Annotated in this window: 24 protein-coding genes; 15 read left to right on the plus strand and 9 right to left on the minus strand. The window is 70.4% G+C overall.

Annotation, left to right across the window (positions count from 1 at the left end; genetic code table 11):
* Positions 1–168: 168 nt before the first annotated feature.
* The 5 genes from fasR (at position 169) to JHN63_RS28040 (ending at position 5,116) form a co-directional block, all read left to right on the plus strand.
* Positions 169–1,374: a fatty acid biosynthesis transcriptional regulator FasR gene (gene fasR, locus JHN63_RS28020; protein WP_200685731.1), complete on the plus strand. Its 1,206-nt coding sequence runs from the start codon at positions 169–171 to the stop codon at positions 1,372–1,374.
* Between the two features lie 89 nt (positions 1,375–1,463).
* On the plus strand, positions 1,464–2,381 hold the full coding sequence (locus JHN63_RS28025; protein ID WP_200685733.1) for an ACP S-malonyltransferase: 918 nt from the start codon (positions 1,464–1,466) through the stop codon (positions 2,379–2,381).
* Between the two features lie 17 nt (positions 2,382–2,398).
* A complete protein-coding gene (locus tag JHN63_RS28030; protein WP_200685735.1) occupies positions 2,399–3,397 on the plus strand; it encodes a ketoacyl-ACP synthase III in 999 nt (332 codons plus the stop codon).
* A gap of 83 nt (positions 3,398–3,480) precedes the next feature.
* Positions 3,481–3,729 carry an acyl carrier protein gene (locus tag JHN63_RS28035; RefSeq protein WP_019067091.1) on the plus strand — a complete coding sequence of 83 codons (249 nt, stop codon included), beginning with the start codon at positions 3,481–3,483 and terminating at the stop codon, positions 3,727–3,729.
* A gap of 115 nt (positions 3,730–3,844) precedes the next feature.
* Positions 3,845–5,116 carry a beta-ketoacyl synthase gene (locus JHN63_RS28040; RefSeq protein ID WP_200685737.1) on the plus strand — a complete coding sequence of 424 codons (1,272 nt, stop codon included), beginning with the start codon at positions 3,845–3,847 and terminating at the stop codon, positions 5,114–5,116.
* A 72-nt stretch (positions 5,117–5,188) separates the two neighbouring features.
* Here JHN63_RS28040 and JHN63_RS28045 read toward each other — a convergent pair whose 3' ends face one another.
* The gene (locus JHN63_RS28045) at positions 5,189–5,683 is read right to left on the minus strand and encodes a DUF3145 domain-containing protein (protein WP_200685739.1); all 495 of its coding nucleotides are present in this window, start codon (positions 5,681–5,683) and stop codon (positions 5,189–5,191) included.
* 248 nt (positions 5,684–5,931) lie between these two features.
* Between JHN63_RS28045 and JHN63_RS28050 the strand changes: the two genes are divergently transcribed.
* Both JHN63_RS28050 and JHN63_RS28055 read left to right on the plus strand, forming a co-directional pair.
* Positions 5,932–6,831 carry an SGNH/GDSL hydrolase family protein gene (locus JHN63_RS28050; protein WP_200685741.1) on the plus strand — a complete coding sequence of 300 codons (900 nt, stop codon included), beginning with the start codon at positions 5,932–5,934 and terminating at the stop codon, positions 6,829–6,831.
* Between the two features lie 10 nt (positions 6,832–6,841).
* Entirely contained in the window at positions 6,842–7,822 is a 981-nt protein-coding gene (locus JHN63_RS28055) for an aldose epimerase family protein (RefSeq protein ID WP_200685742.1), read from the plus strand.
* 88 nt (positions 7,823–7,910) lie between these two features.
* Here JHN63_RS28055 and JHN63_RS28060 read toward each other — a convergent pair whose 3' ends face one another.
* Positions 7,911–10,334, minus strand: a complete 2,424-nt coding sequence (locus JHN63_RS28060) for a glycoside hydrolase family 3 C-terminal domain-containing protein (RefSeq protein WP_200685745.1) — start codon at positions 10,332–10,334, stop codon at positions 7,911–7,913.
* A gap of 119 nt (positions 10,335–10,453) precedes the next feature.
* Between JHN63_RS28060 and JHN63_RS28065 the strand changes: the two genes are divergently transcribed.
* Positions 10,454–11,053: a TetR/AcrR family transcriptional regulator gene (locus JHN63_RS28065; protein WP_200685747.1), complete on the plus strand. Its 600-nt coding sequence runs from the start codon at positions 10,454–10,456 to the stop codon at positions 11,051–11,053.
* Between the two features lie 83 nt (positions 11,054–11,136).
* Here the strand turns inward: JHN63_RS28065 and JHN63_RS28070 are convergent, their stop codons facing one another.
* The 3 genes from JHN63_RS28070 to JHN63_RS28080 form a co-directional block, all read right to left on the minus strand.
* The gene (locus JHN63_RS28070; protein ID WP_200685749.1) at positions 11,137–12,126 is read right to left on the minus strand and encodes a CU044_5270 family protein; all 990 of its coding nucleotides are present in this window, start codon (positions 12,124–12,126) and stop codon (positions 11,137–11,139) included.
* Complete coding sequence (locus tag JHN63_RS28075) at positions 12,123–12,773, minus strand: RNA polymerase sigma factor (RefSeq protein WP_200685751.1); 651 nt, start codon at positions 12,771–12,773, stop codon at positions 12,123–12,125. Before JHN63_RS28075 ends, JHN63_RS28070 begins: the two co-directional genes overlap by 4 nt.
* A gap of 85 nt (positions 12,774–12,858) precedes the next feature.
* Positions 12,859–13,206: a YrdB family protein gene (locus JHN63_RS28080; protein WP_307782001.1), complete on the minus strand. Its 348-nt coding sequence runs from the start codon at positions 13,204–13,206 to the stop codon at positions 12,859–12,861.
* Positions 13,207–13,373: 167 nt separating this feature from the next.
* Between JHN63_RS28080 and JHN63_RS28085 the strand changes: the two genes are divergently transcribed.
* A complete protein-coding gene (locus JHN63_RS28085) occupies positions 13,374–14,672 on the plus strand; it encodes a pyroglutamyl peptidase (RefSeq protein WP_200685753.1) in 1,299 nt (432 codons plus the stop codon).
* A 73-nt stretch (positions 14,673–14,745) separates the two neighbouring features.
* Here the strand turns inward: JHN63_RS28085 and JHN63_RS28090 are convergent, their stop codons facing one another.
* On the minus strand, positions 14,746–15,540 hold the full coding sequence (locus JHN63_RS28090; RefSeq protein ID WP_200685755.1) for an EI24 domain-containing protein: 795 nt from the start codon (positions 15,538–15,540) through the stop codon (positions 14,746–14,748).
* A gap of 68 nt (positions 15,541–15,608) precedes the next feature.
* Positions 15,609–16,478 carry a hypothetical protein gene (locus JHN63_RS28095; RefSeq protein WP_200685758.1) on the minus strand — a complete coding sequence of 290 codons (870 nt, stop codon included), beginning with the start codon at positions 16,476–16,478 and terminating at the stop codon, positions 15,609–15,611.
* A 424-nt stretch (positions 16,479–16,902) separates the two neighbouring features.
* Here JHN63_RS28095 and JHN63_RS28100 point away from each other — a divergent pair, with 424 nt between their 5' ends.
* Positions 16,903–18,063 (plus strand): serine hydrolase domain-containing protein, encoded by a 1,161-nt coding sequence (locus tag JHN63_RS28100; RefSeq protein ID WP_200685759.1) that lies wholly within the window; start codon positions 16,903–16,905, stop codon positions 18,061–18,063.
* A gap of 58 nt (positions 18,064–18,121) precedes the next feature.
* On the opposite strand, the gene JHN63_RS28105 is transcribed toward JHN63_RS28100, so the two are convergent.
* Entirely contained in the window at positions 18,122–19,120 is a 999-nt protein-coding gene (locus JHN63_RS28105; RefSeq protein WP_200685762.1) for an NADP-dependent oxidoreductase, read from the minus strand.
* A gap of 121 nt (positions 19,121–19,241) precedes the next feature.
* On the opposite strand from JHN63_RS28105, the gene JHN63_RS28110 reads away from it, so the two are divergent.
* Positions 19,242–19,679 carry a MarR family winged helix-turn-helix transcriptional regulator gene (locus JHN63_RS28110; protein ID WP_200685764.1) on the plus strand — a complete coding sequence of 146 codons (438 nt, stop codon included), beginning with the start codon at positions 19,242–19,244 and terminating at the stop codon, positions 19,677–19,679.
* Between the two features lie 56 nt (positions 19,680–19,735).
* Here JHN63_RS28110 and JHN63_RS28115 read toward each other — a convergent pair whose 3' ends face one another.
* The gene (locus JHN63_RS28115) at positions 19,736–20,455 is read right to left on the minus strand and encodes a hypothetical protein (RefSeq protein WP_307782002.1); all 720 of its coding nucleotides are present in this window, start codon (positions 20,453–20,455) and stop codon (positions 19,736–19,738) included.
* A 356-nt stretch (positions 20,456–20,811) separates the two neighbouring features.
* On the opposite strand from JHN63_RS28115, the gene JHN63_RS28120 reads away from it, so the two are divergent.
* The 4 genes from JHN63_RS28120 to chvE all read left to right on the plus strand — a co-directional run bounded on the left by JHN63_RS28120 (position 20,812) and on the right by chvE (position 25,354).
* Entirely contained in the window at positions 20,812–21,972 is a 1,161-nt protein-coding gene (locus tag JHN63_RS28120; RefSeq protein ID WP_200685768.1) for a mandelate racemase/muconate lactonizing enzyme family protein, read from the plus strand.
* Positions 21,969–22,973 carry a zinc-binding dehydrogenase gene (locus JHN63_RS28125; protein ID WP_200685770.1) on the plus strand — a complete coding sequence of 335 codons (1,005 nt, stop codon included), beginning with the start codon at positions 21,969–21,971 and terminating at the stop codon, positions 22,971–22,973. Before JHN63_RS28120 ends, JHN63_RS28125 begins: the two co-directional genes overlap by 4 nt.
* Before the next feature lie 121 nt (positions 22,974–23,094).
* Positions 23,095–24,069 (plus strand): hypothetical protein, encoded by a 975-nt coding sequence (locus JHN63_RS28130; protein WP_200685772.1) that lies wholly within the window; start codon positions 23,095–23,097, stop codon positions 24,067–24,069.
* Between the two features lie 175 nt (positions 24,070–24,244).
* Positions 24,245–25,354 carry a multiple monosaccharide ABC transporter substrate-binding protein gene (gene chvE, locus JHN63_RS28135; RefSeq protein WP_200685774.1) on the plus strand — a complete coding sequence of 370 codons (1,110 nt, stop codon included), beginning with the start codon at positions 24,245–24,247 and terminating at the stop codon, positions 25,352–25,354.
* The last annotated feature ends 17 nt before the right edge of the window (positions 25,355–25,371 follow it).

Raw genomic sequence — 25,371 nt, forward strand, 5'->3', positions numbered from 1 at the left:
ACCCACCGAGTCGGGTGGTGGGTGGGCAAAGGCCGGGGGGCTGGGGGCGGAGCCCCCAGGGACGTCGGCCGTAACCCCGGCCACGCCGGCCACGCGCCCCACGCCGCAAAGGCCCGGCGCAGCCACCCGCACCGCACACCCCCGCCCGGATAAGGCAGTCTTGTCCCCGTGCCCGAACCCGAAACCAGCAGACCCGCAGGCCCCGCGCCCCGCGCCCACTCGCACCCGGCGACTCTGAAGCGGCTGGAGCAGTCGTCCGGGAGTCTCGCCGCCCAGGCCATCGCGCGCATGGACGAGACGCTGTCGTGGTACCGGGCGATGCCACCGGAGAACCGTTCCTGGATCGGACTGGTCGCACAGGCCGGTATCGCCGCCTTCACCGAGTGGTTCCGGCATCCGGACGCCCCGCAGGCCATCTCCACCGACGTGTTCGGGACCGCGCCCCGCGAACTGACCCGGGCCATCACGCTCCGCCAGACCGTCGAGATGGTGCGCACCACCATCGAGGTCATGGAGTCCGCCATCGACGAGGTGGCCGCCCCGGGTGACGAGTCCGTGCTGCGCGAGGCCCTGCTCGTGTACGCCCGGGAGATCGCGTTCGCGACCGCCCAGGTGTACGCGCAGGCCGCCGAGGCGCGGGGCGCGTGGGACGCCCGGCTGGAGTCGCTCGTCGTGAACGCCGTACTGAGCGGTGAGGCGGACGAGGGGGCGGTAAGCCGGGCCGCGGCCCTGGGGTGGAGTTCGCCCGAGCATGTGTGCGTGGTGCTGGGGACCGCGCCGGACGGCGACAGTGAACTGACCGTCGAGGCGATCCGACGGGCCGCCCGCCACGCCAAGCTCCAGGTGCTGACCGGGGTGCTCGGCGACCGGCTCGTCGTCATCGCCGGTGGCAACGACAACCCCCTCGCCGTCGCCAAGTCGCTGATCGGCCCTTATGCGGCCGGACCCGTGGTCGCCGGGCCGATCGTGCCCGACCTGCTGGCCGCCACCCGGTCCGCGCAGGCCGCCGCCGCCGGGCTCAAGGCGTGCTCCGCCTGGCAGGACGCCCCGCGCCCGGTACTGGCGGACGACCTCCTTCCGGAACGCGCGATGGCCGGTGACCCGGGCGCGCGGGACCAGTTGGTGGAGGAGATCTACAGACCGCTTGAGGAGGCCGGGTCCGCGCTCCTGGAGACACTCAGTGTCTATCTGGAGCAGGCGAGTAGCCTCGAAGGTGCCGCGCGGATGCTGTTCGTGCATCCCAACACCGTGCGCTACCGGCTTCGACGTGTGACTGACGTCACCGGCTGGTCGCCATCCGATGTACGGTCCGCGTTCACGCTGCGGATCGCGCTGATCCTGGGGCGTCTGGCCGATGGAGATCCCCAGAACTAGCCTTTTGTCGGGGCTCCACAAAACCCCTTCCCGTTCTTCGTCCCTGTCCCCACGGGCGTCCGTGCCCGTCCCCAAGAGAGAGTGTGAGAGTGCTCGTACTCGTCGCTCCCGGCCAGGGCGCCCAGACGCCCGGCTTCCTGACTCCCTGGCTCGACCTCCCCGGTGTCGAGGACCGTCTGCGTGCCCTCTCGGCCGCCGTCGACCTCGATCTGGTGCACTACGGCACGGACGCCGACGCGGACGAGATCCGTGACACCGCGGTCGCCCAGCCGCTCCTCGTCGCCGCCGGACTGGTCTCCGCCGCGGCACTCGGTGACGTGTCACCGGGCGCGGTCGCCGGTCACAGCGTCGGCGAGATCACCGCCGCCGTCCTCGCGGGCGTCCTGGACGACACGGCCGCCCTGACCCTCGTACGCAAGCGTGGTCTGGCGATGGCCGAGGCCGCCGCGATCACCGCGACCGGGATGTCCGCGCTGCTCGGCGGCGACCCGGACATCACGATCCCGCACCTGGAGAAGCTGGGCCTGACCCCGGCGAACGTGAACGGCGCGGGCCAGATCGTGGCCGCCGGCACGCTGGAGCAGCTCGCCGCCCTGGAGGCCGACAAGCCCGAGGGCGTACGGCGGGTCGTGGCGCTGAAGGTGGCCGGCGCGTTCCACACGCGGCACATGGCCCCGGCGGTCGACACGCTCGCCAAGGCCGCGCAGGAGCTGACCCCGGCCGACCCGACGATCACGTACGTCTCGAACAAGGACGGCAAGGCCGTCGCCACCGGTGCCGAGGTGCTGGAGCGGCTGGTCGGCCAGGTCGCCAACCCGGTCCGCTGGGACCTGTGCATGGAGACCTTCCAGGAGCTCGGCGTCACCGCGCTCCTGGAGGTGTGCCCCGGCGGCACCCTGACCGGCCTCGCCAAGCGCGCCCTGCCGGGCGTGCAGACGCTGGCCCTGAAGACCCCCGACGACCTCGACGCGGCCCGCGAGCTCATCGCCGAGCACGCCAACGCCTGAAGAAGGAGCCGTAGGAAATGTCGACGAAGATCAAGCCGAGCAAGGGCGCACCGTACGCGCGCATCCTCGGCGTGGGCGGCTACCGTCCGGTCCGGGTGGTGCCGAACGAGGTGATCCTGGAGACGATCGACTCGTCGGACGAGTGGATCCGCTCCCGTTCGGGCATCGAGACCCGGCACTGGGCGAACGACGAGGAGACCGTCGCCGCGATGTCCATCGAGGCGTCGGGCAAGGCGATCGCGGACGCGGGCATCTCCGTCGAGCAGATCGGCGGCGTGATCGTGTCCACGGTCTCGCACTTCAAGCAGACCCCGGCCGTCGCGACGGAGATCGCGGACAAGCTGGGCACGAACAAGGCCGCCGCGTTCGACATCTCGGCGGGCTGCGCGGGCTTCGGCTACGGCCTGACCCTCGCCAAGGGCATGGTCGTCGAGGGCAGCGCCGAGTACGTGCTGGTCATCGGCGTGGAGCGGCTGTCCGACCTGACCGACCTGGAGGACCGCGCGACGGCCTTCCTGTTCGGTGACGGCGCGGGCGCGGTCGTGGTGGGCCCCTCGACGGAGCCGCACATCGGCCCGACCGTGTGGGGTTCGGAGGGCGACAAGTCCGACACCATCAAGCAGACCGTGCCGTGGACCGAGTACGACTCCACGGGCAAGTTCCCTGCGATCACGCAGGAGGGCCAGGCGGTGTTCCGCTGGGCCGTGTTCGAGATGGCGAAGGTCGCCCAGCAGGCGCTGGACGCGGCCGGGATCACCCCGGACGACCTGGATGTCTTCATTCCCCACCAGGCCAACGAGCGGATCATCGACTCGATGGTGAAGACGCTGAAACTGCCGGAGCACGTCACGGTCGCGCGTGACGTACGCACCACCGGCAACACCTCGGCCGCCTCGATTCCGCTCGCTATGGAGCGGCTTCTGGCGACCGGCGAGGCGAAGAGCGGCGACACCGCGCTCGTCATCGGCTTCGGGGCGGGTCTTGTGTACGCCGCGACGGTCGTTACCCTCCCCTAGGCACTCCGTGCCGGATCATCATCGGATCCGGTGCCGGAGAAGCACTGCCACACCCTCTGGATCACAAAGAAGGAGCGCCTGACATGGCCGCCACTCAGGAAGAGATCGTCGCCGGTCTCGCCGACATCGTGAACGAGATCGCCGGCATCCCGGTTGAGGACGTCCAGCTGGACAAGTCCTTCACCGACGACCTGGACGTCGACTCGCTGTCCATGGTCGAGGTCGTCGTCGCCGCCGAAGAGCGCTTCGACGTCAAGATCCCCGACGAGGACGTCAAGAACCTCAAGACGGTCGGCGACGCGACCGACTACATCCTCAAGAACCAGGGCTGAGCCACCTCGTAGGCCCGGACCACCCGGTCCGAGCCACGTCGTAGGCCCGGCTGCATGGCCCCGCCACCCGGCGGTGGCGCCGCTTAATCCTCGTACCGTTGGAGAGAGAATTCCCGTGAGCCCGACCAATCGCACCGTGGTCGTCACCGGTATCGGCGCAACCACACCGCTGGGTGGCGACGCAGCCTCGACCTGGGAGGGTCTGATCGCCGGCAAGTCCGGTGTGAAGCCCCTGGAGCAGGAGTGGGCCGCCGAGCAGGCGGTCCGTATCGCCGCGCCGGCCGCCGTGGACCCCTCCGAGGTCATCCCGCGTCCGCAGGCCCGCCGGCTGGACCGCTCGGCGCAGTTCGCGCTGATCGCGGCCAAGGAGGCCTGGGCGGACGCCGGTTTCACCGACAAGGCCGGTGACGACGCCTCCGTCGACCCCGACCGGCTCGGCACCGTCATCGCCTCCGGCATCGGCGGTGTGACGACCCTGCTCGACCAGTACGACGTGCTGAAGGAGAAGGGCGTCCGCCGCGTCTCCCCGCACACCGTCCCCATGCTGATGCCGAACGGCCCGTCCGCCAACGTGGGGCTGCTCGTCGGCGCCCGCGCGGGTGTGCACACGCCGGTCTCCGCCTGCGCGTCGGGCGCCGAGGCCATCGGCTACGCCATCGAGATGATCCGCACCGGCCGCGCCGACGTCGTCGTCGCGGGTGGCACGGAGGCGGCCATCCACCCGCTGCCCATCGCCGCGTTCGGCAACATGATGGCGATGTCCAAGAACAACGACGACCCGCAAGGCGCCTCGCGTCCCTACGACACCGCCCGCGACGGCTTCGTCCTCGGCGAGGGCGCCGGTGTCCTGGTCCTGGAGTCCGCCGAGCACGCCGCGAAGCGCGGTGCCCGGGTGTACGCCGAGGCGGTCGGGCAGGGCATCTCCGCCGACGGCCACGACATCGTGCAGCCGGAGCCGGAGGGGCGCGGCATCTCGCAGGCCCTGCGGAACCTGATGGACAACACCGATCTGGACGCGGCGGAGATCGTGCACGTGAACGCGCACGCGACGTCGACGCCGGCGGGTGACGTGGCCGAACTGAAGGCGCTGCGCAAGGTGTTCGGCGACGACACGGACCACATGGCGGTCTCCGCGACCAAGTCGATGACCGGTCACCTGCTGGGTGGCGCGGGCGGCGTCGAGTCGGTCGCGACCGTCCTCGCGCTCTACAACCGCATCGCCCCGCCGACCATCAACGTCGAGAACCTCGACCCGGAGGCGGAGGCCAACGCGGACGTCGTCCGCGGCGAGGCCCGCAAGCTGCCGGTCGAGGGCCGTATCGCCGCCCTGAACGACTCGTTCGGGTTCGGTGGGCACAACGTGGTGCTGGCGTTCCGGACGGTCTGAGAATTGTCCGTACGACGCTGAAGGGCCCCCACCGGCTGGTGGGGGCCCTTCGCGTGTCCTCGGGTCCGGAACTCAGACCACCTGGTGCAGCCAGCGCACCGGCGCGCCCTCGCCCGCGTATCGGAACGGCTCCAGCTCGTCGTCCCACGGCTTGCCCAGGAGCTTGGCGATCTCCGACTCCAGGTCGGTCTCGCCCTGTTGAGACCTCGTCAGGGCCGCGCGGAGGCGGTCCTCCGGGATCAGGATGTCGCCGTGGATGCCGGTGACGGCGTGGAAGATGCCGAGTTCGGGGGTGCAGCTGTAGCGCTCGCCCTCGGCGGTGGGGCAGGGCTCCGCGGTGACCTCGAAGCGGAGGAGGTGCCAACCGCGCAGCGCGGACGCCAGTTTGGAGGCGGTGCCCACCTCGGCCTGCCAGGAGAATTCGGAGCGCCATGTTCCGGGCGCGGCGGGCTGTCGGATCCAGTCGAGGCTGACGCGTGTGCCGAGCACCCCGGCGACGGCCCACTCGACGTGCGGGCACAGCGCGCGCGGCGCGGAGTGCACGTACAGAACTCCACGTGTCGTCACCGGGACCTCCGGACAGAGCGGGGCATCTTGCAGACTGGCGAACGGCGGCGGCAGGGCAGCCACGTTGAGGGCGAGGCTACCGTGCGGCGGCGCGCGGAGTGTGACGTACCGTCCGTCCCGCCACCAGGAAACGCCGCCATTCACCCATGGGGACGCTTGTACGGGGGTGTGGCGTTGCATCGCACAGGTGCGGGAACCATGGCGCGTTGTTATGGGTTGAGACCGTTATGGAGGGGATGGGTCTCAACATGCGAATCCGACGTCTTCGTTCACGGGCCGCGCTCGCCGTCGTCACGGCGGCCGTGCTGGGCGCGGCCGGCTGCGACGGGGGCGGGGGTGCGTCCTCCGGCGCCCACAGCAAGAGCGGTACGGCGGCCAAGGCGAAGCCCGCCCCGCTGTGGGACTCCAGTCCGTCCTCGGTGGCGGCGGTCGGCGACTCCATCACCCGCGGTTTCGACGCCTGTACGGTCCTGTCGGACTGCCCGGAGGTGTCCTGGGCGACGGGCAGTTCGGCCGAGGTCGACAGTCTCGCCGTACGGCTGCTGGGGAGGACGGGCGCGGCGGAGCGCAGTTGGAACTACGCGGAGACCGGGGCGCGGATGGCCGACCTGCCCGCGCAGATGACTCAGGCGGCGGCCCGCAGGCCGCAGTTGGTCACGGTGATGGTCGGCGCCAACGACGCCTGCCGGGCCTCGGCCTCGGCGATGACCTCCGTGGCCGACTTCCGCACCGGGTTCGAGGAGTCGCTGAGGACACTGCGCCGGGCACTGCCGAAGACGCAGGTCTACGTCGCGAGCGTGCCGAACCTCAAGCGGCTCTGGTCGCAGGGGCGGACGAACCCGCTGGGCAAGGAGATCTGGAAGCTGGGCATCTGCCCCTCGATGCTGGCCGACGCGGACGCCCTGGACTCGGCGGCGACCGAGCGGCGGGACACGGTGCAGGACCGGGTCGAGGCGTACAACAAGGTGCTGGAGCAGGTGTGCGCGACGGACGAGCGGTGCCGCTTCGACGGCGGCGCGGTCTACGACTACCGCTTCGGCACGGACCAGTTGAGCCACTGGGACTGGTTCCACCCGAGCACGAACGGCCAGGCCCGGCTCGCCGAGATCGCCTACCGGCGCGTCGTCGCGCGCACGCCCGTGACCTAGGGTTTCCCTCATGAGCGAACTTTTCGGCACCCTTCCCGACGGCACGCCCGTGCACCGCTGGACCCTGGAGCGGGCCGGTGTGCGGGTGCGGGTGCTGTCGTACGGCGGGATCGTGCAGTCGGTGGAGGTGCCGGACCGGGCGGGGCACACGGCGGACGTGGTGCTCGGGTTCGCGGATCTGGACGGCTATCTCGCGCACCCGGAGCCGTATCTCGGCGCTCTGGTGGGGCGGTACGCGAACCGGATCGCGGGCGGCCGTTTCCCGCTGGAGGGCGTCACGTACGCGTTGGCGCGGAACAACGAACCGAACTCGCTGCACGGCGGCGAGCGCGGTTTCGACAAGCGGGTGTGGGACGTCGAGCCGGTCGAGCACGGGCTGCGGCTGAGCCGGGTCAGCGCGCACGGCGAGGAGGGTTTTCCGGGGCGGCTGGTTGTGTCGGCGACGTACACGCTGGACGCGTCGGGCGCGCTGCACATCGCCTACGAGGCGACGACGGACGCGCCGACCGTCGTGAACCTCACCAACCACAGCTACTTCGACCTGAGCGGCGCGGGCAGCTCCGGCGGCCCGGGCGGTCATGAACTGCGTCTCGCCGCCTCGCGGTTCACCCCCGTCGACGCCGACCTGATCCCGACCGGCACGCTCGACGAGGTGACGGGCACGCGCTTCGACTTCCGCGAGGCGCGGAAGGTGGGCTCCGGCTACGACCACAACTTCGTGCTCGACAAGGGCCTGACCCCGGCCCCGGTCGAGATCGCCGAGCTGTACGACCCGGCGTCCGGGCGGGTGCTGACGGTGGCGACGACCGAGCCCGGCATCCAGCTCTACACCGGTGAGCATCTGGGCGAGCCGTTCGGCCCGGGGGCCGGGATCGCCCTGGAGACCCAGCACTTCCCGGACTCCCCGAACCGCCCGGAGTTCCCGAGCACGGAGCTGCGCCCGGGCGCGAGCTACCGCTCGGAGACGGTGTACGGCTTCTCGGCCCGCTGAGCCGATCGTGCTGACGCGGGCATGAATGAGCCCCGGTCCAGGGGTCAGGTCCCGGACCGGGGCTGTCTGAGGGGGACGGCATCCCGGATCAGACGTTAATCGTCGTCGAGACCCTGCGGTCGGTGATCGAGCGCCCGGCCTGGATCTCGTACGAACCCTTTACAAATGCCCACGCGTTCGCCGTCTCATCCCACATCTCGAAAGATCGGCGCGGAAGTTCGACGAGCACGTCGACGCTCTCGCCGGGTCCGGCCTCGACCCCGGCGAATCCGGCCAGCCAGCGGGCCGGACGCTCCGGGTCGAGCTCGGTCGGGGCGAGATAGACCTGGACGACCTCACGACCGTGCCGGGCACCGGAGTTGGTGACACGGACGGTGACGAACGAACCATCCGCCTTGATCTCGTCGTAGGTCCAGTCCGTGTAGCCGAGGCCGTGCCCGAAGGGGTACGACGGGCTGCGGCCCTCCTTCTCCCAGGCGCGGTAGCCGATGAACACGCCCTCGGTGTACGGGAGTTCGCCGTTCTCGGGGACGACCTGGGTGACCGGGGCGTCGGTGAGGGAGCCCCAGGTGGTGGGGAGCCGGCCGCCGGGTTCCTGGGCGCCGGTGAGGACGTCGGCGAGGGCGGCGCCGCCCTCCTGGCCGGGGAACCAGCTCAGCAGGACGGCCGCGACCTCGTCGCGCCACGGCAGTTCGACCGGCGAGCCGGAGTTGACGATCACGACGGTGTTCGGGTTGGCGGCGGCGACGGCGTGCACCAAGTCGTCCTGGCGGCCGGGGAGTCGGAGGTCTTTGCGGTCGTAGCCCTCCGACTCGACGCGCTCGGTGGTGGCGACCACGACGACGGCGGTGTCGGCCGTACGGGCCGACTGGACCGCTTCGGCGATGAGTTCGTCGGGGTCGCGCTGCGGTTCCTGGTGGACGAGTGTGAAGCCGATGACCTTGAGGTCGCCGTTCTCGGAGAAGTTCACGACGTAGGTCAGGGACACCTCGACCGGGGTGCCGGCGGTGAGTTCGACGCGGGCGCGGGGTTCGGGGGCGCCGAAGAAGGAGCTGAACGGGTCGTCCTTGACCGGGCGTTGGACGTCGTCGTAGTACGTCGTGCCGCCGACGGTGAGGGTGAAGGCGCCAAGTCCCTTGATGCCGAAGGTGTGGTGGCCGGTGTCGCGCGGGGTGAAGGTGCCGGCGAGTTCGACGGTGCGGAGGGTGTCGTGGGTGACGCCCTCGGGGAGGTCCGCGTCCATCCACCGGAGCTGTCCGCTGGGTACGGAGGCGCTGCCGATGACGGCGCCCTCGGCGTCCCGGCAGATCGCGCGCAGCTCGAACCCCTTGTCGGCGGCGGCGAGTTCGGTGTTCGGGTCGGCGCCGACGGCGTAGGTCAGGGTGCCGTCGGGGAGGGCGGCGGTGAGGCCGTCGAGCGGGGAGACGACGTGGGGCGGGAAGACGATGGCGGAGCCGCCGCCGAGGACACGGGCGTCGCGGGCGGCGGCGCCGATGAGTGCGACGGTGCCGTTCGGCCTCAGCGGAAGGGCGTTGTTCTCGTTCCGTACGAGGACGAAGGAGCGGCGGGCGATCTCGCGGGCGAGCGCCTCGCCGTCGACGGGGGCCGGGAGTCGGTCCTGCGCCACGACGGGTTCGGCGCCGTCCAGGATGCCGACGCGGGCGGCGAGCCGCAGCACGTTCCGTACGGCGGCGTCGACGGTGGCCTCGGCGACCTCGCCCGCGCGCACGGCCCGGGCGAGGGCCTCGCCGTAGACGGTCTTCGGGCCGGGCATGGCGACGTCGAGGCCGCCCTCGATGGCGCCGACGGTGGAGCGGGCGGCGGTCCAGTCGGAGACGTTGAAGCCGTCGAAGCCCCATTCGCCGCGCAGGATCTCGTTCACGAGGAGGCGGTGCTCGGTCATCGTGGTGCCGTTGACCGTGTTGTAGGCGGTCATGACGCCCCAGGGGCGGGCCTGTTCGACGATGAGTTCGAAGGGGGCCAAGTACAGCTCGCGCAGGGCGCGTTCGGAGATGAGGTTGTCGACGGTGAAGCGGTCGGTCTCGGCGTCGTTGGCGACGAAGTGCTTGACCGTGGTGCCGACTCCCCCTTCCTGTACGCCCGTCACGTATCCCGCGCCGATCCGTCCGGTGAGACAGGGGTCCTCGCTGTACGCCTCGAAGTGCCGTCCGCCGAGCGGGGAGCGGTGCAGGTTGACGGTCGGGGCGAGGAGCACGTGGACGCCCTTGCGGCGGGCCTCCTGGGCGAGCAACGTGCCCGCACGGTGGGCGAGTTCGGGGTCCCAGGTGGCGGCGAGGGCGGTGGGGGACGGCAGGGCGACGGACGGGTCGTCGGCGGTCCAGCGCGCACCCCGGACGCCGATCGGACCGTCGGACATGACGAGCGACCGCAGGCCGATCTCCGGGAGCGCGGGCAGCGACCACATGTCCTGACCGGCGAGCAGCCGCGCCTTGGCGTCCAGGTCGAGCCTGCCGAGTGCCGCCTCGACGACCGCTTCACAGGGTCCCGCCATCGCGATGCCTCCTCGTTGAGTCCGTGTGGTGCCTCCAGGTGGTGCGCGCCTCCATCGTGCATCGATCGCCTGTGAAGCGGTAGGTTTCGTAACCTTGCTGTTATGTGAACTGTCGCGGGGTGTCGTACGGTGACGCCATGGACGCCACGAACGCGAGGACCCGGCGCGAGGAGCGGCGCGCCGAGATCGTGCGGGCGGCGCTGGAGGTGATCGCCGAGCGCGGCTACCGGGGCGCGAGCCTGGCGGCGGTGGCCGAGCGGGTCGGGCTGACCCAGCAGGGCCTGCTGCACTACTTCCCGACGAAGGACGCGCTGCTCGTCGCCGTCCTGGAGGAGCGGGACCAGTGGGACGCCGTGCCGAACAGCGGGTGGCGGGTCGATCTGCTGGCCTCGCTGGTCGAGTACAACGCGATGCGGCCCGCGATCATCCAGACCTTCTCCGCGCTCCTCGGCGAGAGCGTCACGGAGGGGCATCCGGCGCGGGGCTACTTCACCGAGCGGTACGCCCGGGTGCGGGCGAACATGGCGGGGGTGCTGCGCGCCGAGTACGGCGACCGGCTGCCGAGCGGGCTGACGCCGGAGCGGGCGGCTCCGCTGCTGGTCGCGGTGATGGACGGGTTGCAGTACCAGTGGCTGCTGGATCCGGAGTCGGTGGACATGCCGGGGGCGTTCCGGGACTTCCTGGCGTTGTTGGGCGAGGGCTCGGGTTCGGGTTCGTGAGGTTCTCGAAGGGTGCGGAGCTGCCGGCCCTGACGTGTGAGAAGGGGCGCCCGCTGTAGCGGACGCCCCTCCGGCCGGTTCGGTCAGGATGCGCTGTTCGGCACCTCACCCGACTTGTCCGCGACGCCAACTCCGAGGAGGGCGGCGTCGGTTGTGCCGAGGTAGTTGAGGCTCGACGCGTCGAAGACCCAGGCGTAGTTCTTCGGGGCGCCGGTGAAGGTGAGGCCGACGCCGTCGCGTCCGGCGGCGTCCTTGACGTGGTCCACGACGCGTACGCCCGGGAGTTGGGCCAGGGCGCGGTAGATCGCGGCGCTGAGGTCGGGCAGCAGGGTGGCGTCGTCGATGATGGCGCCGAGGTTCTCGACGACGACTTCCGTACGGCGGGCGGGCTTTACGTCGCCGGTGTCGGCGGTGAGCTTCTTCAGCAGGGCGTCGGGGTCGGTGGGCAGGGCCTGGAGCTGCTGGAAGGTGAGGTATCCGGCACCGCTCATGGTCATGGTCATCTTCTTGGCGGGGTCGGCGAGCGCGGCGCCCGTGCGCAGCCCGTCCGCCTTCCCGTCCACGGAGTCCCACTGCTCCTGCCGGACGGCTCCCGGGTACGCCTTCACCGGGCTGGGCCCCTTGTTCTTCGCGAGCTCTTCGGGGGTACGGAAGTCGACGCCCAACTCGGCGGCGGATCCCTGGGACTTGGTGTAGATGAACTGGTCGCCGCGGGCCGTGACGACCGGCCGGGAGGCCGCGGCCAGGGCGATGCGGTCCAGCAGCTTCGTGGCCTTCTGCTGGTCGGCGGCGGCGGAAGTGCCGTGCTTGCCGTCCGGTCCGTTGCCGACCGCGACCACGCCCAGGCCGACGACGGCGGCGAGGGCGAGCGGCGCGGCGACGAGAACGAGGCGTCGGCGCGTGGGACGCCCGGGTGCGGTGGTCGTCGTGACGGACTGCTCGTGGGCGGTCTCGTGCTCGTGGGTGATGTGCTGCATCAGGTGTTCCCTCAGTACGCGGTGGCGGTCCCGCGAGAGCACCGGACGGCCCGGGGCGGGCAGCAACTCGGCCAGTTCCTGGGGGTCGGTGTTCATCGCTTCTCCTGCGTGGACGTGTGGGTGGACCGAGCCGCCTGGTGGCGGCTACCCGGTGACTGTCCGACCGCGACCGGGCGTTGCGTTCCCTCTTTGAGTTCGCGTTCGAGTTCGCGCTCGGTGAGCTTGCGCAGGCGTTTGCGCGCACGCGAGAGGCGGGAGCGTACGGTGCCGACGGCGACCCCCAGGGCCTCGGCGGCCGTGGCGGCGTCCAGCCCCTCCCACACGCACAGCGTGAACACCTCGCGCTCGCCGCGCCGCATCAGACTCAACGCCCGCTGCGCGGCGGCCAGTTCCGCGTTGTCGGCGAGGCGCTGGGTCACCTCGTCGGCGAAATCCGGCACCGGGTCGGGAGGCGGAATCCTGGAGAGCGCGGCCTGATGTCTTCGCGCGGCCCGCGCCGTGTTGCGGGCGACATTCGTCGCGATCCCCAGCAGCCACGGCCGCAGACCGTCCTCCCCCGGCAGCACCCGCTCACGCAGCCGCCACGCCTCCAGGAAGGTCAGCGACACGATGTCGTCGGCGAGGACCCAGTTGCCGGTCATCCGCACGGCATGCCGGTGGACCACCGAGGCATGCTCGTCGAAAAGGTGCCGGAACGCGTCCGGGTCGCCGTCCCGCACACGGGCGCGCAGTGAATTCTCCACACCCGTCCCTGTCCGCGGCGCGGACAGCGCTGCGGTGATTCACCTCACACAACTGGGGTCAGCCGATGGCCCGTCACTGCTACCGCTACTGCCGCCAGACGACGGCGAGCGTCTTGCTCACCGCGCACACGAGGGCGAGGACGAGGGCCCAGTCGTAGGCCCCGGCGAACCCCAGCGCGACGACCCCGGCGCCGAACCACACCACCTCGAACCCGACCCGGCCGGCACCCCGCACCTTGCACTTGGCCTTCGGCGAACCGCACACCCCCCACAGCACGGCGAGCACGGCGGGCCCACCGAGCCCGAGCAGCCAGGTCAGCGGCGTGGCGAGATCCCGCGTGAACCCCCAGTAGCCGACGGCCACGAGGACGCCGAGCTCGATGGCGAAGAGAACGCCGAGGTTCGCTGCCTTCGCTGTCTTCATTGCCGTCATGGGCGGCAGTATCACCCGCGGGGGGTCACTCCGTCCCCGGCGGCTCACGCACCACCTGGCCGTGCTGCCGTACGGACGATGGCGTATCTCCCGGCCGTCGAGCGATACTGCGGCCGTCCGGTACCCGCCAGTCACGCTCCCCACAGCGACGGAAGGTCCCAACTGCCTTGAAATCCATACGTGTTCGCATCGGTCTCCTCGGACTCACTCTGCTGGCGGGGCTCTCGACCCCCGCGACCACCGCCGCGGCGACCAGTGCCTCCGCCGCCACGCCGACCGTCGAGGAGCAGCGGCTCGGCAAGGCCGTTCCGCAGGAGATTCTCAAGCGGTCCGGATTCGACGTCGTGGCACCGGAGTTCGGCCGGGCGCTGGCGGCCGCGCGCAGTTACGCGCAGGCCCGCCGGGTCGTCGTACGCGAAGGGACCGCGTTGTGGCGGCGGGCGGTCGACCGGGCGCAGGGGCGGGGGCCGGTCGGTGGGGATCTGAGTCGGGACGACGATCGGCCGTTGTACTGGGCGCGGTTGGGGATGACTCGGGAAGTGCGGGGCTGGGAGCCCGAGTTCGGGGTCACGGACTGTCAACGGGCCGCGCTGCTGTCCGAGTTGGAGCGGACCTCGCGTGGGCAGAGCAGCATCCGGTATCCGCAGAGGAAGGGGATCAAGCGGATCCTGGTGACCGGATTCGACCCGTTCACGCTGGACCAGGACATCAGGATCTCCAATCCGTCCGGGGCCACCGCGCTCGCCCTCGACGGCACGGTGATCCAGACCGCGGACGGTCCGGCGCGGATCGAGACGGCCCTGTTCCCGGTGCGCTGGGCCGACTTCGCTGGGGGCACCTCCCAGGCTTTTCGCACTGGGGGAGGGACCGTGGAGCGGACGCTGCGGCCGTATCTGCCGAAGGTGGACCTGTTCACGACCGTGAGCCAGGGACGGGTCGGCCGGTTCGACGTCGAGCGGACCAACGGGGCCTGGCGGGGCGGATATCCGGACAACGACACGGTGTCGCGGACGGAGACGATCCCCGTCGCCGACCCGGCCTCGCAGCCCCAGTGGACGTCGACGACCTTGCCGTACGCGGCGATTGTGGCCGCCACCACCGGGCGTTTCCCGGTCTACGACCACACCGACGTGACGGAGATCCCGGCGGGCGGCACCACTCCCGTCGTACGGCCGGACGGGCCGACCGAGGGGTCCACGGCCCGGGCCGGGGGCGGCGGCAACTACCTCTCCAACGAGATCGCCTACCGCGCCACGCTGCTGCGCGACCGGCTCGGTCTGCACGACTCACTGCCCGGCGGTCATATCCACACGCCGGTACTGCAGTTCGGGACCGGCAACACGGACCCGGCGACGGGCACGATCACCGATCCGGAGTTCATACGGAACAGGGTGGACATCATCGCGCAGGTCAGGGCGATGGTGACGGTAGCGATGGATGCGGCGAGTGGCTCTGCGGGTTCGTAGGAGCGCGGTGTCGACGCGGGCGTCCCTGGGGGCTGCGCCCCCAGACCCCGCTTCGGCCTGAACGGCCTCGTCCTCAAACGCCGGACGGGCTGGGGTCCTCACCCTCTTGAAGCTCCCTCTCGGTCTCCTCCCCCAACAGGTCCCGCGCCATCATCGTCGCCCCCGCCACCGCCCCCGGCATCAGGAACACCGCGACGAACGGGATCAGGAAGGAGAGGCCGAGGGGGGTGCCGAAGCCCCAGATGAGGGTCTTGCGGGAGCGGAGGAGGGTGAGGCGGGCGCGGAGGTCGATGCCTCGGCGCTGGAGGGCCACGGCTGTCAGCTCCTCGGTGAGGAAGAAGCCCGTGACGAAGAAGCCGATCACCGGGATGACCGTCTGGCCGATGAACGGGAGGAAGCCCAGGGCGAAGAGGAGGACGCCCCACAGCAGTGCGCGGACCAGGATGCGGAGGCTGTCGCGGGCCGAGATCCACAGTTCGCGCCAGAGGGGGAGGCCCGATTCGGGGGCCGTGCCGTCCGGGGAGACGTCCCGGTCGACCTTCTCGGAGAGGGTCTCGTAGAAGGGCTGCCCTATCAGCAGCGTGACGGCGGTGAAGGTCAACACCGAGAGCAGCAGGGCCAACACGAACAGGACCGCCGTGAGGAAGCCGCGGAACAGCCCCTGCCACGGGCTCGACCAGTCGTCCGCGAAGGGCGTCGCCCAGCTGACGAAGTCACCGCCCCACATGGCCAGTGCCACCAGCACCGCCACGTACAGCACCAGCGTGATCAGTCCGGGAATCAGCCCGAAGCCGTACTGGCGCCCGTGCCGGGCCATCCAGCGCTGGCCCTTCAGGAGATAGCCGAATCCCGTCCCAAGATCACGCATGGGGCAAACCATACGGTGCGCCTCACGCAGGGTCGACACCCGTCACGGACCCGTGTTCGACACGGCACTCAGACGCTCGCGGTGGACACGGCCACCACGACCCCCCGGTCCGCCGCCGGCGCCACCGCCGCCGTCACCCGTACCGCGGTCGCCCGGGCCACCCGGCCCGCGCGGGAGGTCGCCGCGAGGAGGGCGGGCTGGAGGGATTCCAGGGCGGAGACCAGGAGTTCCTCGCCCGCGACCAGCATCGGACCGGCCGCCTTCGTGGTCGCCGCCGCGGCCTCCGTGAGATCGGCGAGCGGCGGCAGGGTGGCCCGTACGACGCCCACGCCCGCCACCGCGGCCCGTTGCGCGAGGGCCACCTGGAACGGCAGCAGCGGAGCCAGCGCGGCCGTCAACGCCTCGGCGATACGCCGGAGTTCGGGCGACGCGTCGGCCAGGGCGTCGGCGAGCGCCCGGATCAGCGGGGTGAGGGCGAGCACCGTGCCCGCGACGACGCCCGCCGCCGCGGGCAGCAGCGGGGCCGCCGCCTCGATCAAGTCGCCGAGCGCCGCGGCGAATTCCTCGACCGCCGGTTCCACCGCGTCCAGCACGGGCAGCAGGCTGTCGCCGAGGACGGTCAGGAGCGCCTGCGCCGGTGCGCTCACCGGATGCACGGCCAGCGGCGCGCCGGTCGTGCCGAGCCGGGTCAGGGTGTCGACGATGCGGTAGAACGCCTCCTGGGCCTGCGGCGACGCGCTCGCCTCGGCCAGTTCGGCGGTGGTCTCGCGCAGCACCCGCAGCGCCTCCGCCCCCGAACCGTCGCGTGGATCAAGGGTGTTGATCGCGATCCTGGTGATGTTCCCGGCCGTGTCCAGGAGTTGGCCGGTGATGTCGGTGGTGCTGCGCGCCATGCGCAGCATCTCGTCCCTGCTGGGGAGCGAAGGGATCGTTGCCATGGGAACTCCTCGCCGTGCGCGGTCGTGCGCAGTAGTGCCCTGTGCTCAGCATGCCCCTTCCGCCGCCCCGCGAATGCGCCATCCGGGGCATCGGCGCACCGACAACTTCCTGTTCACCGTTGAGTCGAACAGGTGCGGCTCGCCGTACCGATCTCTGGAACCAAAGAGGAGGTACGCGTGCGCACCATTGCCAGAGCCGTCCCCCCGAGACCCGTTCTGATCACCGGCGTCGCCCTGACCACCGGCGCCGGTCCACTCCTGCTCCAGCCTCCCGGCCACCGAATGTCCCCGCGCCCACACCATTGGGGCCGATGCGGCGGGGCGACCCCCGACGGGGGAACTCCCGCAGGTCGGACAGGCGTTGTTCACCATGGCACACACACGTGACGGCACACGCGAGCAGCGGATCAGTGGAGGAGAGCAGATGACCCAGGAGATCCACGGCACCGTAGCCGACGGCTTCGAGCCGGTGCGGGAGGAGTTCGCCGCGTTCGTGGCGAGGGAACGCACGGACTACGAGGGCCAGTTGTGTGCATACGTACATGGCCGAAGGGTCGTCGACCTGTGGGCCGCACCACCTGGCGACGACGGCGACGGCGACTCCCTGTATGGCGTGTTCTCGTCCACGAAGGGCGCCGCGCACCTGGTGGTGGCGCTGCTCGTGCAGGACGGCACGCTGGAGCTGGACCGCAAAGTGACCTACTACTGGCCGGAGTTCGCGTCCGAGGGCAAAGGCGCGCTGACTCTACGCGAGTTGCTCGCGCACCGCGCGGGCCTCGTCGGCACGGACACCGGTTTCACCTCCGACGAGCTGGCCGACGACCGCGCGGTGGCCGAACGCCTCGCCGACCAGCGCCCGTTCTGGCGCCCTGGCACGGCCTTCGGCTATCACGCCCTGGTGATCGGCGCGTTGACCGGCGAGATCGTACGGCGGGCCACGGGCCGTTCGCTCCAGGACGTGTACGAGGAGAGAGTGCGCGCACCGTACGGCCTGGACTTCTACCTCGGCCTCCCGGCAGCACACGAACCCCGGTTCCGCACCGTCCAGCCTTGGTTGCTCACCCCGGAGCAGCAGACGGAGCAAGCCGCGGAACCACCCGCCCCGCACAGCCTCTCCGCGATCGCGTACAACGAACACGCGGCCCAACCGACCGACTTGATGTCACTGCCGAACGAGCGGGCGATCCGCGCGAAGGGCCCGGCGTCGTTCGGTGGAGTGGCGTCGGCACGCGGTCTGGCCGCCCTCTACGCGGCGACGATCAGCGTGGTCGAGGACCGGGCACCCTTGCTCAAGCCGGACACGGTGGCGGAGTTCGGCCAACTCCACTCGGTCGGCTACGACGTGGTGGCCGACACCCACAAGGCGTACGGCCTGGGTTTCCAGGCAACGGCGGCCGCCTGGTACCCCTTCCTGGGCGCCGGCACCATCGGCCACAGCGGCGCGGCAGGCTCCCAGGCCTTCGCCGACCCCCGCAGCGGCCTGGCCTACGGCTACACCAGGCGCCGCTTCGCCTACCCCGGCGGAGCGGCCCCCGAGAACACCCGCCTGGTACAAGCCCTCCACAAGTCAACCCTGGCCAACTAGCCCAAGGGCGTGGGCCCTCACAAACGGCGAGGGCCCACCAACTCCACCACTGCTCAGCTCAAAGCTTCACGATCATCTTCCCCGTGTTGTCCCCCCGCAACTGCCCAAGGAACGCCTCCAGGTTGTTCTCGATCCCCTCGACAACGGTCTCCCGGTACTTCAACTCCCCGGAAGCCACCCACGCCCCGACCTCCCGCACGAACTCCGGCTGAAGGTCGTAGTGGTCACCGACGAGGAACCCCTCGATCCGCCCGCGGGTCTGGATGAGGCGACCCAGGTTCTTCGGCCCGGCGACCGGCTCCGTGCTGTTGTAGACCGAGATCATGCCGCAAATGGCAATGCGCCCACGCTCGTTGAGCGACCCGATCGCGGCCTCCAGGTGGTCGCCGCCGACATTGTCGAAGTAGACATCGACACCGTCCGGAGCGGCATCACGGAGCTGCCGACTGACCGGCCCGTTCTTGTAGTTGAAGGCAGCGTCGAACCCGTACTCCTCCACCAGCAGCTTGACCTTCTCGTCGGACCCGGCGGAGCCGATGACCCGGGACGCGCCCTTGAGCTTGGCGATCTGCCCGACCTGGCTGCCGACCGCACCCGCCGCGCCGGAGACGAAGACCGAGTCGCCCTCCTTGAAGGACGCGGTGCGCAGCAGCCCGGCGTAGGCGGTGAGGCCGGTCATGCCGAGGACGCCGAGGTAGGTGGAGAGCGGGGCGAGGTCGGGGTCGACCTTGACGGCGCCCTTGGTGTCGATGGTCGCGTACTCGCGCCAGCCGCCGAAGTGCAGGACGTGGTCGCCGACCGCGAAGCCCTCGGCGTTCGACTCGACGATCTCGCCGACCGCGCCGCCCTGCATGACCTTGCCGAGCTCGAAGGGGGCGACGTACGACTTGGCGGCGCTCATGCGGCCGCGCATGTACGGGTCGACGGACAGGTACTTGTTCCGCACCAGCACCTGCCCCTCGCCCGGGGTCCGGGTCTCGGTCTCCACCAGGGCGAAGTCCTCGGGCTTCGGCCAGCCGACGGGACGGCTGAGCAGGTGCCATTCGCGGTTGATCATCACAAGCGCCTTTCCGGATGCGGGTTCGTACCAAGCTTCACGGTGCCAAATACTTCAGTACCTGAAACAACAATGCGCCTGAATATTTCATGATGTCAAGTAACGGGGTACGCTTCAGTCCATGGCCACACCCGAAAAGACGCGCCGCCTCGACCCCGTGACCATGGAGGTCGTCGAGCTGATCGGCGATGTCGTGTCGCGGTTCTACGCGGACTACGAGGAGGCGGCGTCCGACCACGCGCTGACCGGGGCGCAGGCCAGGCTGCTCAGCCTGCTGTCCCTGGAGCCGCTGCCGATGCGCAAGCTGGCGCGCAGGCTGAAGTGCGAGCCGTCGAACGTCACGGGGATCGTGGACCGGCTGGAGGCCCGTGGCCTGGTGGAGCGCCGCCCCGACCCCGCCGACCGCCGCGTGAAGCTGGCGGCGGCGACGGACGAGGGCCGCCGGGTGGCCCGTAGCCTGCGCGATTCCCTCCGCTTCGCCCGCGAGCCGCTCGCGGGACTGTCGGACGAGGAACGGCTGGCGTTGCGGGGGTTGTTGCAGCGGATGCTGGAGGACTGAGCGGGACGGCTCAGCGGAACCACCACAAGTCCAAGCCACTCACAGGGCGCGGCGGCTCAGGAACACCACCAGAGAATCTGCTTGCACGTCTCCGAAGCCGACGGTGTCGGGCTCGGGTCCGAGGTCGTCGGGTCCGAGGTGGGGGTGTCCGTCGAGGTCGTGGCCGTAGGGGAAGAGGACGTGTTCACGCCCGAGCCCGTGGTCGCCGACCGACCCGACTTGCCGAGGTCGCCGTCACCGTCGCCGTCACCGGAGGACTTCGACGCCGAGGGAGAGGGAGAAGTCGACGAGGACGCCGAGGGGTCCGGTGACGCCGTACCCGCGCCGGTGCCCGTGCCGACGGTCTTCGTGACGTCCAGCGGCTCCGCCGTCTTGCTCGCCTCCGCGTCCGCCCCGCCCTCCGCCGACGCGCCCGGCGACGCGGACCTCGGGAGCGAGAACGGCGCGTCCGTCCCCAGTTCGGCCAGACTCAGGCCGCCCGCCGCCAGTAGAAAACCGGCCGTTATGAGGAGCACCCGGCGCCGCCGCCGGCGGTGTGCCGCGGCCTTGCGATCGCGACGGCTCGCACTCGCCGTACCGTCCGGGCTCTCGATGTCGTCGGTGTCGCTCTCGCTGTCACCGTCGACCCCACCGCGTCCGCGGTTCCGCCGCCGTGCCGCGCGGCCCTGGGGCTCGCCGTGCCCGGCCCCTTCCTCAGGTACGTCCTCGGGTACGTCGGCGGGCGCGCCCTCAGGTGTGTGCGCGCCCTCGTGCGGGTGCGCGTGGGTCCCGCCCACGTCGGCGTGCGTCGGCTCGGCTGGTGTGCCGCACCCCGGGCACGCGAGGGCGCCGTTCAGGTGTCGGCCGCAGGGGTGGCAGTAGTCCATGACGCGGGAAGACTAAGTTCCTCACACGTGACGTTCCTAGTCACGCCTGTGAAAGTTGTGTAGGGACGTGGCGGGAAACGACAAGAACCGACACGAACCGACGCGGCCGATCGGTACGTCGAGCGGTACGCCGGTCGCATCCCCGCCGAAACCGTTACGCGTTCGACCCATTGACACCCCCGCCCCGCCGTCCTTACTGTCTGCCCAGCATTTCGAACGTGAGCCGAGATTTCGAACAGCATCGAAGAGCACAGGGGGCAGCTGCCGTGCGCATCACGGGAATCAGTACGCACGTGGTCGGGACGCCATGGCGCAATCTGACGTACGTCCAAGTGCACACCGACGAGGGCGTCACCGGCGTCGGCGAGACCCGGATGCTGGGCCACACCGATGCGCTCATCGGTTACCTGCGCGAGGCCGAGGCAAACCACATTCTCGGTTCGGACCCGTTCGCCGCGGAAGACCTCGTACGCCGGATGAAGTACGGCGACTACGGCCGTGCGGGCGAAATCGTGATGTCCGGCATCGCCGTGATCGAGATGGCCTGCTGGGACATCAAGGGCAAGGCCCTCGGCGTGCCCGTGTGGCAGCTGCTCGGCGGCAAGGTCACCGACAAGGTGAAGGCGTACGCGAACGGCTGGTACACCACCGAGCGGACCCCGGAGGCCTATCACAAGGCCGCCCAGGGGGTCATGGAGCGCGGCTACAAGGCGCTGAAGATCGACCCCTTCGGCACCGGGCACTTCGAACTCGACCACGAGCAGACCCTGTACGCCGTCTCCCTCATCGAGGCCGTGCGGGACGCGATCGGTCCGGACGCCGAGCTGATGCTGGAGATGCACGGCCGGTTCTCGCCGTCGACCGCGGTACGACTCGCCCGTGAACTCGCGCCGTTCAAGCCCGCGTGGCTGGAGGAGCCGGTCCCGCCGGAGAACCTGAAGGCGCTGGAGAAGGTCGCCGCGAAGGTGGACATGCCGATCGCCACGGGTGAGCGCATCCACGACCGGATCGAGTTCCGCGAGCTGTTCGAGAGCCAGGCCGTCGACATCATCCAGCCGGACGTCGGCCACATCGGCGGCATCTGGGAGACCCGCAAGCTCGCCGCGACCGCCGAGGCGCACTACGTCCTGATCGCCCCGCACAACGTCGGCGGGCCGGTGCTGACCGCCGCCTCGCTCCAAGTCGGCTTCTCCACCCCGAACTTCAAGATCCTGGAGCACTTCAACGACTTCGCGGACGCCGACATCAAGAAGGTCGTCAAGGGCGCCCCGCAGGTGATCGACGGCTACTTCCACCTCTCCGACGCGCCCGGTCTCGGCGTCGAGCTGGACACCGACGCGGCGGCCGAATTCCCGCAGCAGCAGGCCCGGTTCGACCTGTGGGCGGACGGCTGGGAACAGCGCAAGCCGAAGGGCACCCAGCAGTGAGCACCGCCGTGGTCATCGCGGCGCCGGGCGAGCACCGGCTCACCCCGCACGAGCCCCGGCGGCCGGACGCGGGCGAGGCGCTGGTGCGCGTCCACGCGGTCGGCATCTGCGGCAGCGACCGCGAGGTGTACCAGGGCAACAGGCCCGAGGGATACGTCCGTTACCCCCTCACCCCGGGCCACGAGTGGTCCGGCACGGTGGAGGCCGTCGGCGCCGGGGTGCCGTCGACTCTGGTCGGCCGCAAGGTGGTTGGCGAGGGCTTCCGCAACTGCCAGGTCTGCGACCGGTGTCACGCGGGTGAGACAACGCTGTGCTCGGCGGGCTACGAGGAGACCGGGTTCACCCAGCCCGGCGCGATGGCCGGCACCCTCACCCTCCCGGCCCGGTTGCTCCATGTCCTCCCGGACGAGGCCGACTTGACGGCGGCGGCGCTGCTGGAACCGGCGGCCTGCATCGCGGCGGCGGCGCTCAGGGCGAACCCGCGGCCGGGAGAGAGAACGGCTGTCGTCGGCACCGGAACGCTCGGCATGTTCGCGATCCAGTTCCTCAGGGCGAACTCCCCCGCCGAACTCCTGGTGGTGGGTTCGCGCCCGGACCGCGCGGCCCTCGCGGAGCAGTTCGGCGCCACGGACTTCCGTACCAAGGACGAACCCCTCCCGGACGACTTCGACGTGGTGATCGAGACCGCCGGCTCGGCGGACGCGGCCCGTACGGCCACGTCCCTGCTCCGGCGCGGTGGCCGCCTGGTCCTCACCGGTATCCCGGCGCCGGGCGCGGCCGGTCTCGACCCGACCGACCTGGTCGTACGGCAACTGGAGGTGCACACCGTCTTCGGGGCGCCGCCGGACGCCTGGGCGTACACGGTGCGGGTGTTCGGGGCCGGGTTGCTCGATCCGCTCGCCCTGGTCACCCATGAGCTGCCGCTCTCCGAGTTCCCGCAGGCCATCGAGCTGGTGGGGTCTGGCGATCCCAAGGTGGGCAAGGTGCTGCTGCGGCCGTAGGGAACCCAAGCCGTACGTCGGCACGGGGTGTCCTGACCACCCCGTGCCGACGTACCACCACCGTCTCTCCTTACCCCGAGCCGCGAACCTCGTCCGAAATACCGAACGCGAAGGACAGCAAGTGACCGACACCGCCAAGGCAGCCCGCCGGCCCGGGGAGCAGGCCCTCTCCGCGCTCGGCCTGGGCGCGCCCGCCCTCGACCCGGCCGACGCCTCGGCCCACACGTTCCCCGGCGGCGGTCGCTGGCGTACCGAGATCCCCTCCTGCGAGGGGCCCGAGGCGCTGGCGGTCATCCTCAAGGAGTCCTCGCGCCTCGACGTGCCGATCCACCGGATCAGCCAGGGCAGTGGCGTGTGGATGCTGACCGACTCCGAGATCACCGAGATGGTCGAGGCGTCCGCTGCACGGGACATCGAGCTGTGCCTGTTCACCGGTCCGCGCGGGACATGGGACATCGGCGGTTCCGTACGGTCCGACTCGCGCGGTGGAGGCCTGCGCGCCCGGGGTCATGACGCGGTCGCCGGGTGTATCGAAGACGCCTTGCGGGCAACGGAGTTGGGCGTCAAGTGCCTGCTCGTCGCCGACGAGGGGGTGCTGTGGACGCTGCACCGGGCGCGGGTGGCGGGGATCATCCCGGCCGATACGACGCTCAAGGTGTCGGCGCTGATCGGTCCGGTCAACCCGGCTGCGTACGCGGTCTACGAGCAACTGGGCGCCGACTCGCTGAACGTGCCCAGTGATCTGACGCTGGATCACCTCACCGAGATCCGGCGGGTGTCGGCGGCTCCGATGGACATGTACATCGAGGCGCCGGACGACCTGGGCGGCTACATCCGGATGTACGAGGTCGCGGAACTCATCCGGCGCGGCGCCCCCCTGTACCTGAAGTTCGGCCTCTCCAAGGCCCCCGGCATCTACCCGTGGGGCACCCACCTCCGTGACGTCACCCTCGACACGGCACGCGAACGGGTCCGCCGGGGCCGTCTCGCCCTCGATCTCCTCGCCCGCCACGGCGCGGACGGCGACATGGCTCCGCTGGGGTCCAGGTTGCCGGGCACGCTGAACCGCTTTCCCACCGAGACCGCCACCGGATGAGCGCCGGGGCTGCGGGTCGGTCGAGGACCGGCCGCGCAGTCCCCCGCACCACACAACACCGCCCGCACCACCCCGCTCCACAACACACCCGCACACAGCACCACCGCACCGCATCCCGAACCACCCCCACCCACTCGCTGCACTCTCAACGACGAGAAGAATGAGGCCAGTTCACATGCGCATCCGCAGAAGCGCCCTTCCCCTGATAGCCGGCGCCGCCACCCTCGCACTGACCCTGTCCGCATGCGGGCAGAGCGGTTCGGGCGGCAGCAAGGAGAAGGAGAGCAGCGCCAAGGGCGGCACGATCGGCATCGCGATGCCGACGAAGTCCTCCGCACGCTGGATCTCCGACGGCGACAACATGGTCAAGGACCTCAAGACCAAGGGCTACAAGACCAAGCTGGTCTACGGCGAGGACGACCCGGACACCCAGGTCTCGCAGATCGAGAACATGATCACCCAGGGCGTCAAGGGCCTGATCATCGCGGCGATCGACAACAAGTCCCTGAACAACGTGCTCCAGGAGGCCGCGGACGCGAAGATCCCGGTCATCGCCTACGACCGCCTCATCCTCGGCACGAAGAACGTCGACTACTACGCGTCCTTCGACAACACCAAGGTCGGTGTCCTCCAGGCCACCTACATCGTCGAGAAGCTCGGTCTGAACAGCGGCAAGAAGGGCCCGTTCAACATCGAGCTGTTCGCCGGCTCGAACGACGACAACAACACCAAGTACTTCTTCAACGGCGCGATGAGCGTGCTCCAGCCGTACATCGACAAGAAGGTACTGGTCGTCAAGTCCGGGCAGACCGCGCTGAACAAGGTGACCACCCTGCGCTGGGACGGCACCAAGGCGCAGAACCGCATGGAGGACATCCTCACCGGCTCCTACAAGAGCGGCCGGGTCGACGCGGTGCTCTCGCCCTACGACGGCATCTCCATCGGCATCCTGTCCGCGCTGAAGTCGGACGGCTACGGCTCCGCGAGCAAGCCGCTGCCGGTCATCACCGGTCAGGACGCCGAGCTGGCCTCGGTGAAGTCGATCATCGCCGGTGAGCAGACGCAGACCGTCTACAAGGACACCCGCGAGCTCGCCAAGGTCGCGGACACCATGATCGACGACGTCCTCAACAAGAAGACGCCGCAGACCAACGACACGAAGACCTACGACAACGGCACCAAGGTCGTCCCCGCCTACCTGCTCCAGCCGGTCAGCGTGGACAAGACCAACTACGAGGACGTGCTGGTCAAGGGCGGGTACTACACGGACGCCCAACTCAAGTAAGCACGCGTCCAGTTACC

The organism is Streptomyces sp. MBT65 (genome assembly GCF_016612545.1).
Taxonomy (GTDB): Bacteria; Actinomycetota; Actinomycetes; order Streptomycetales; family Streptomycetaceae; genus Streptomyces.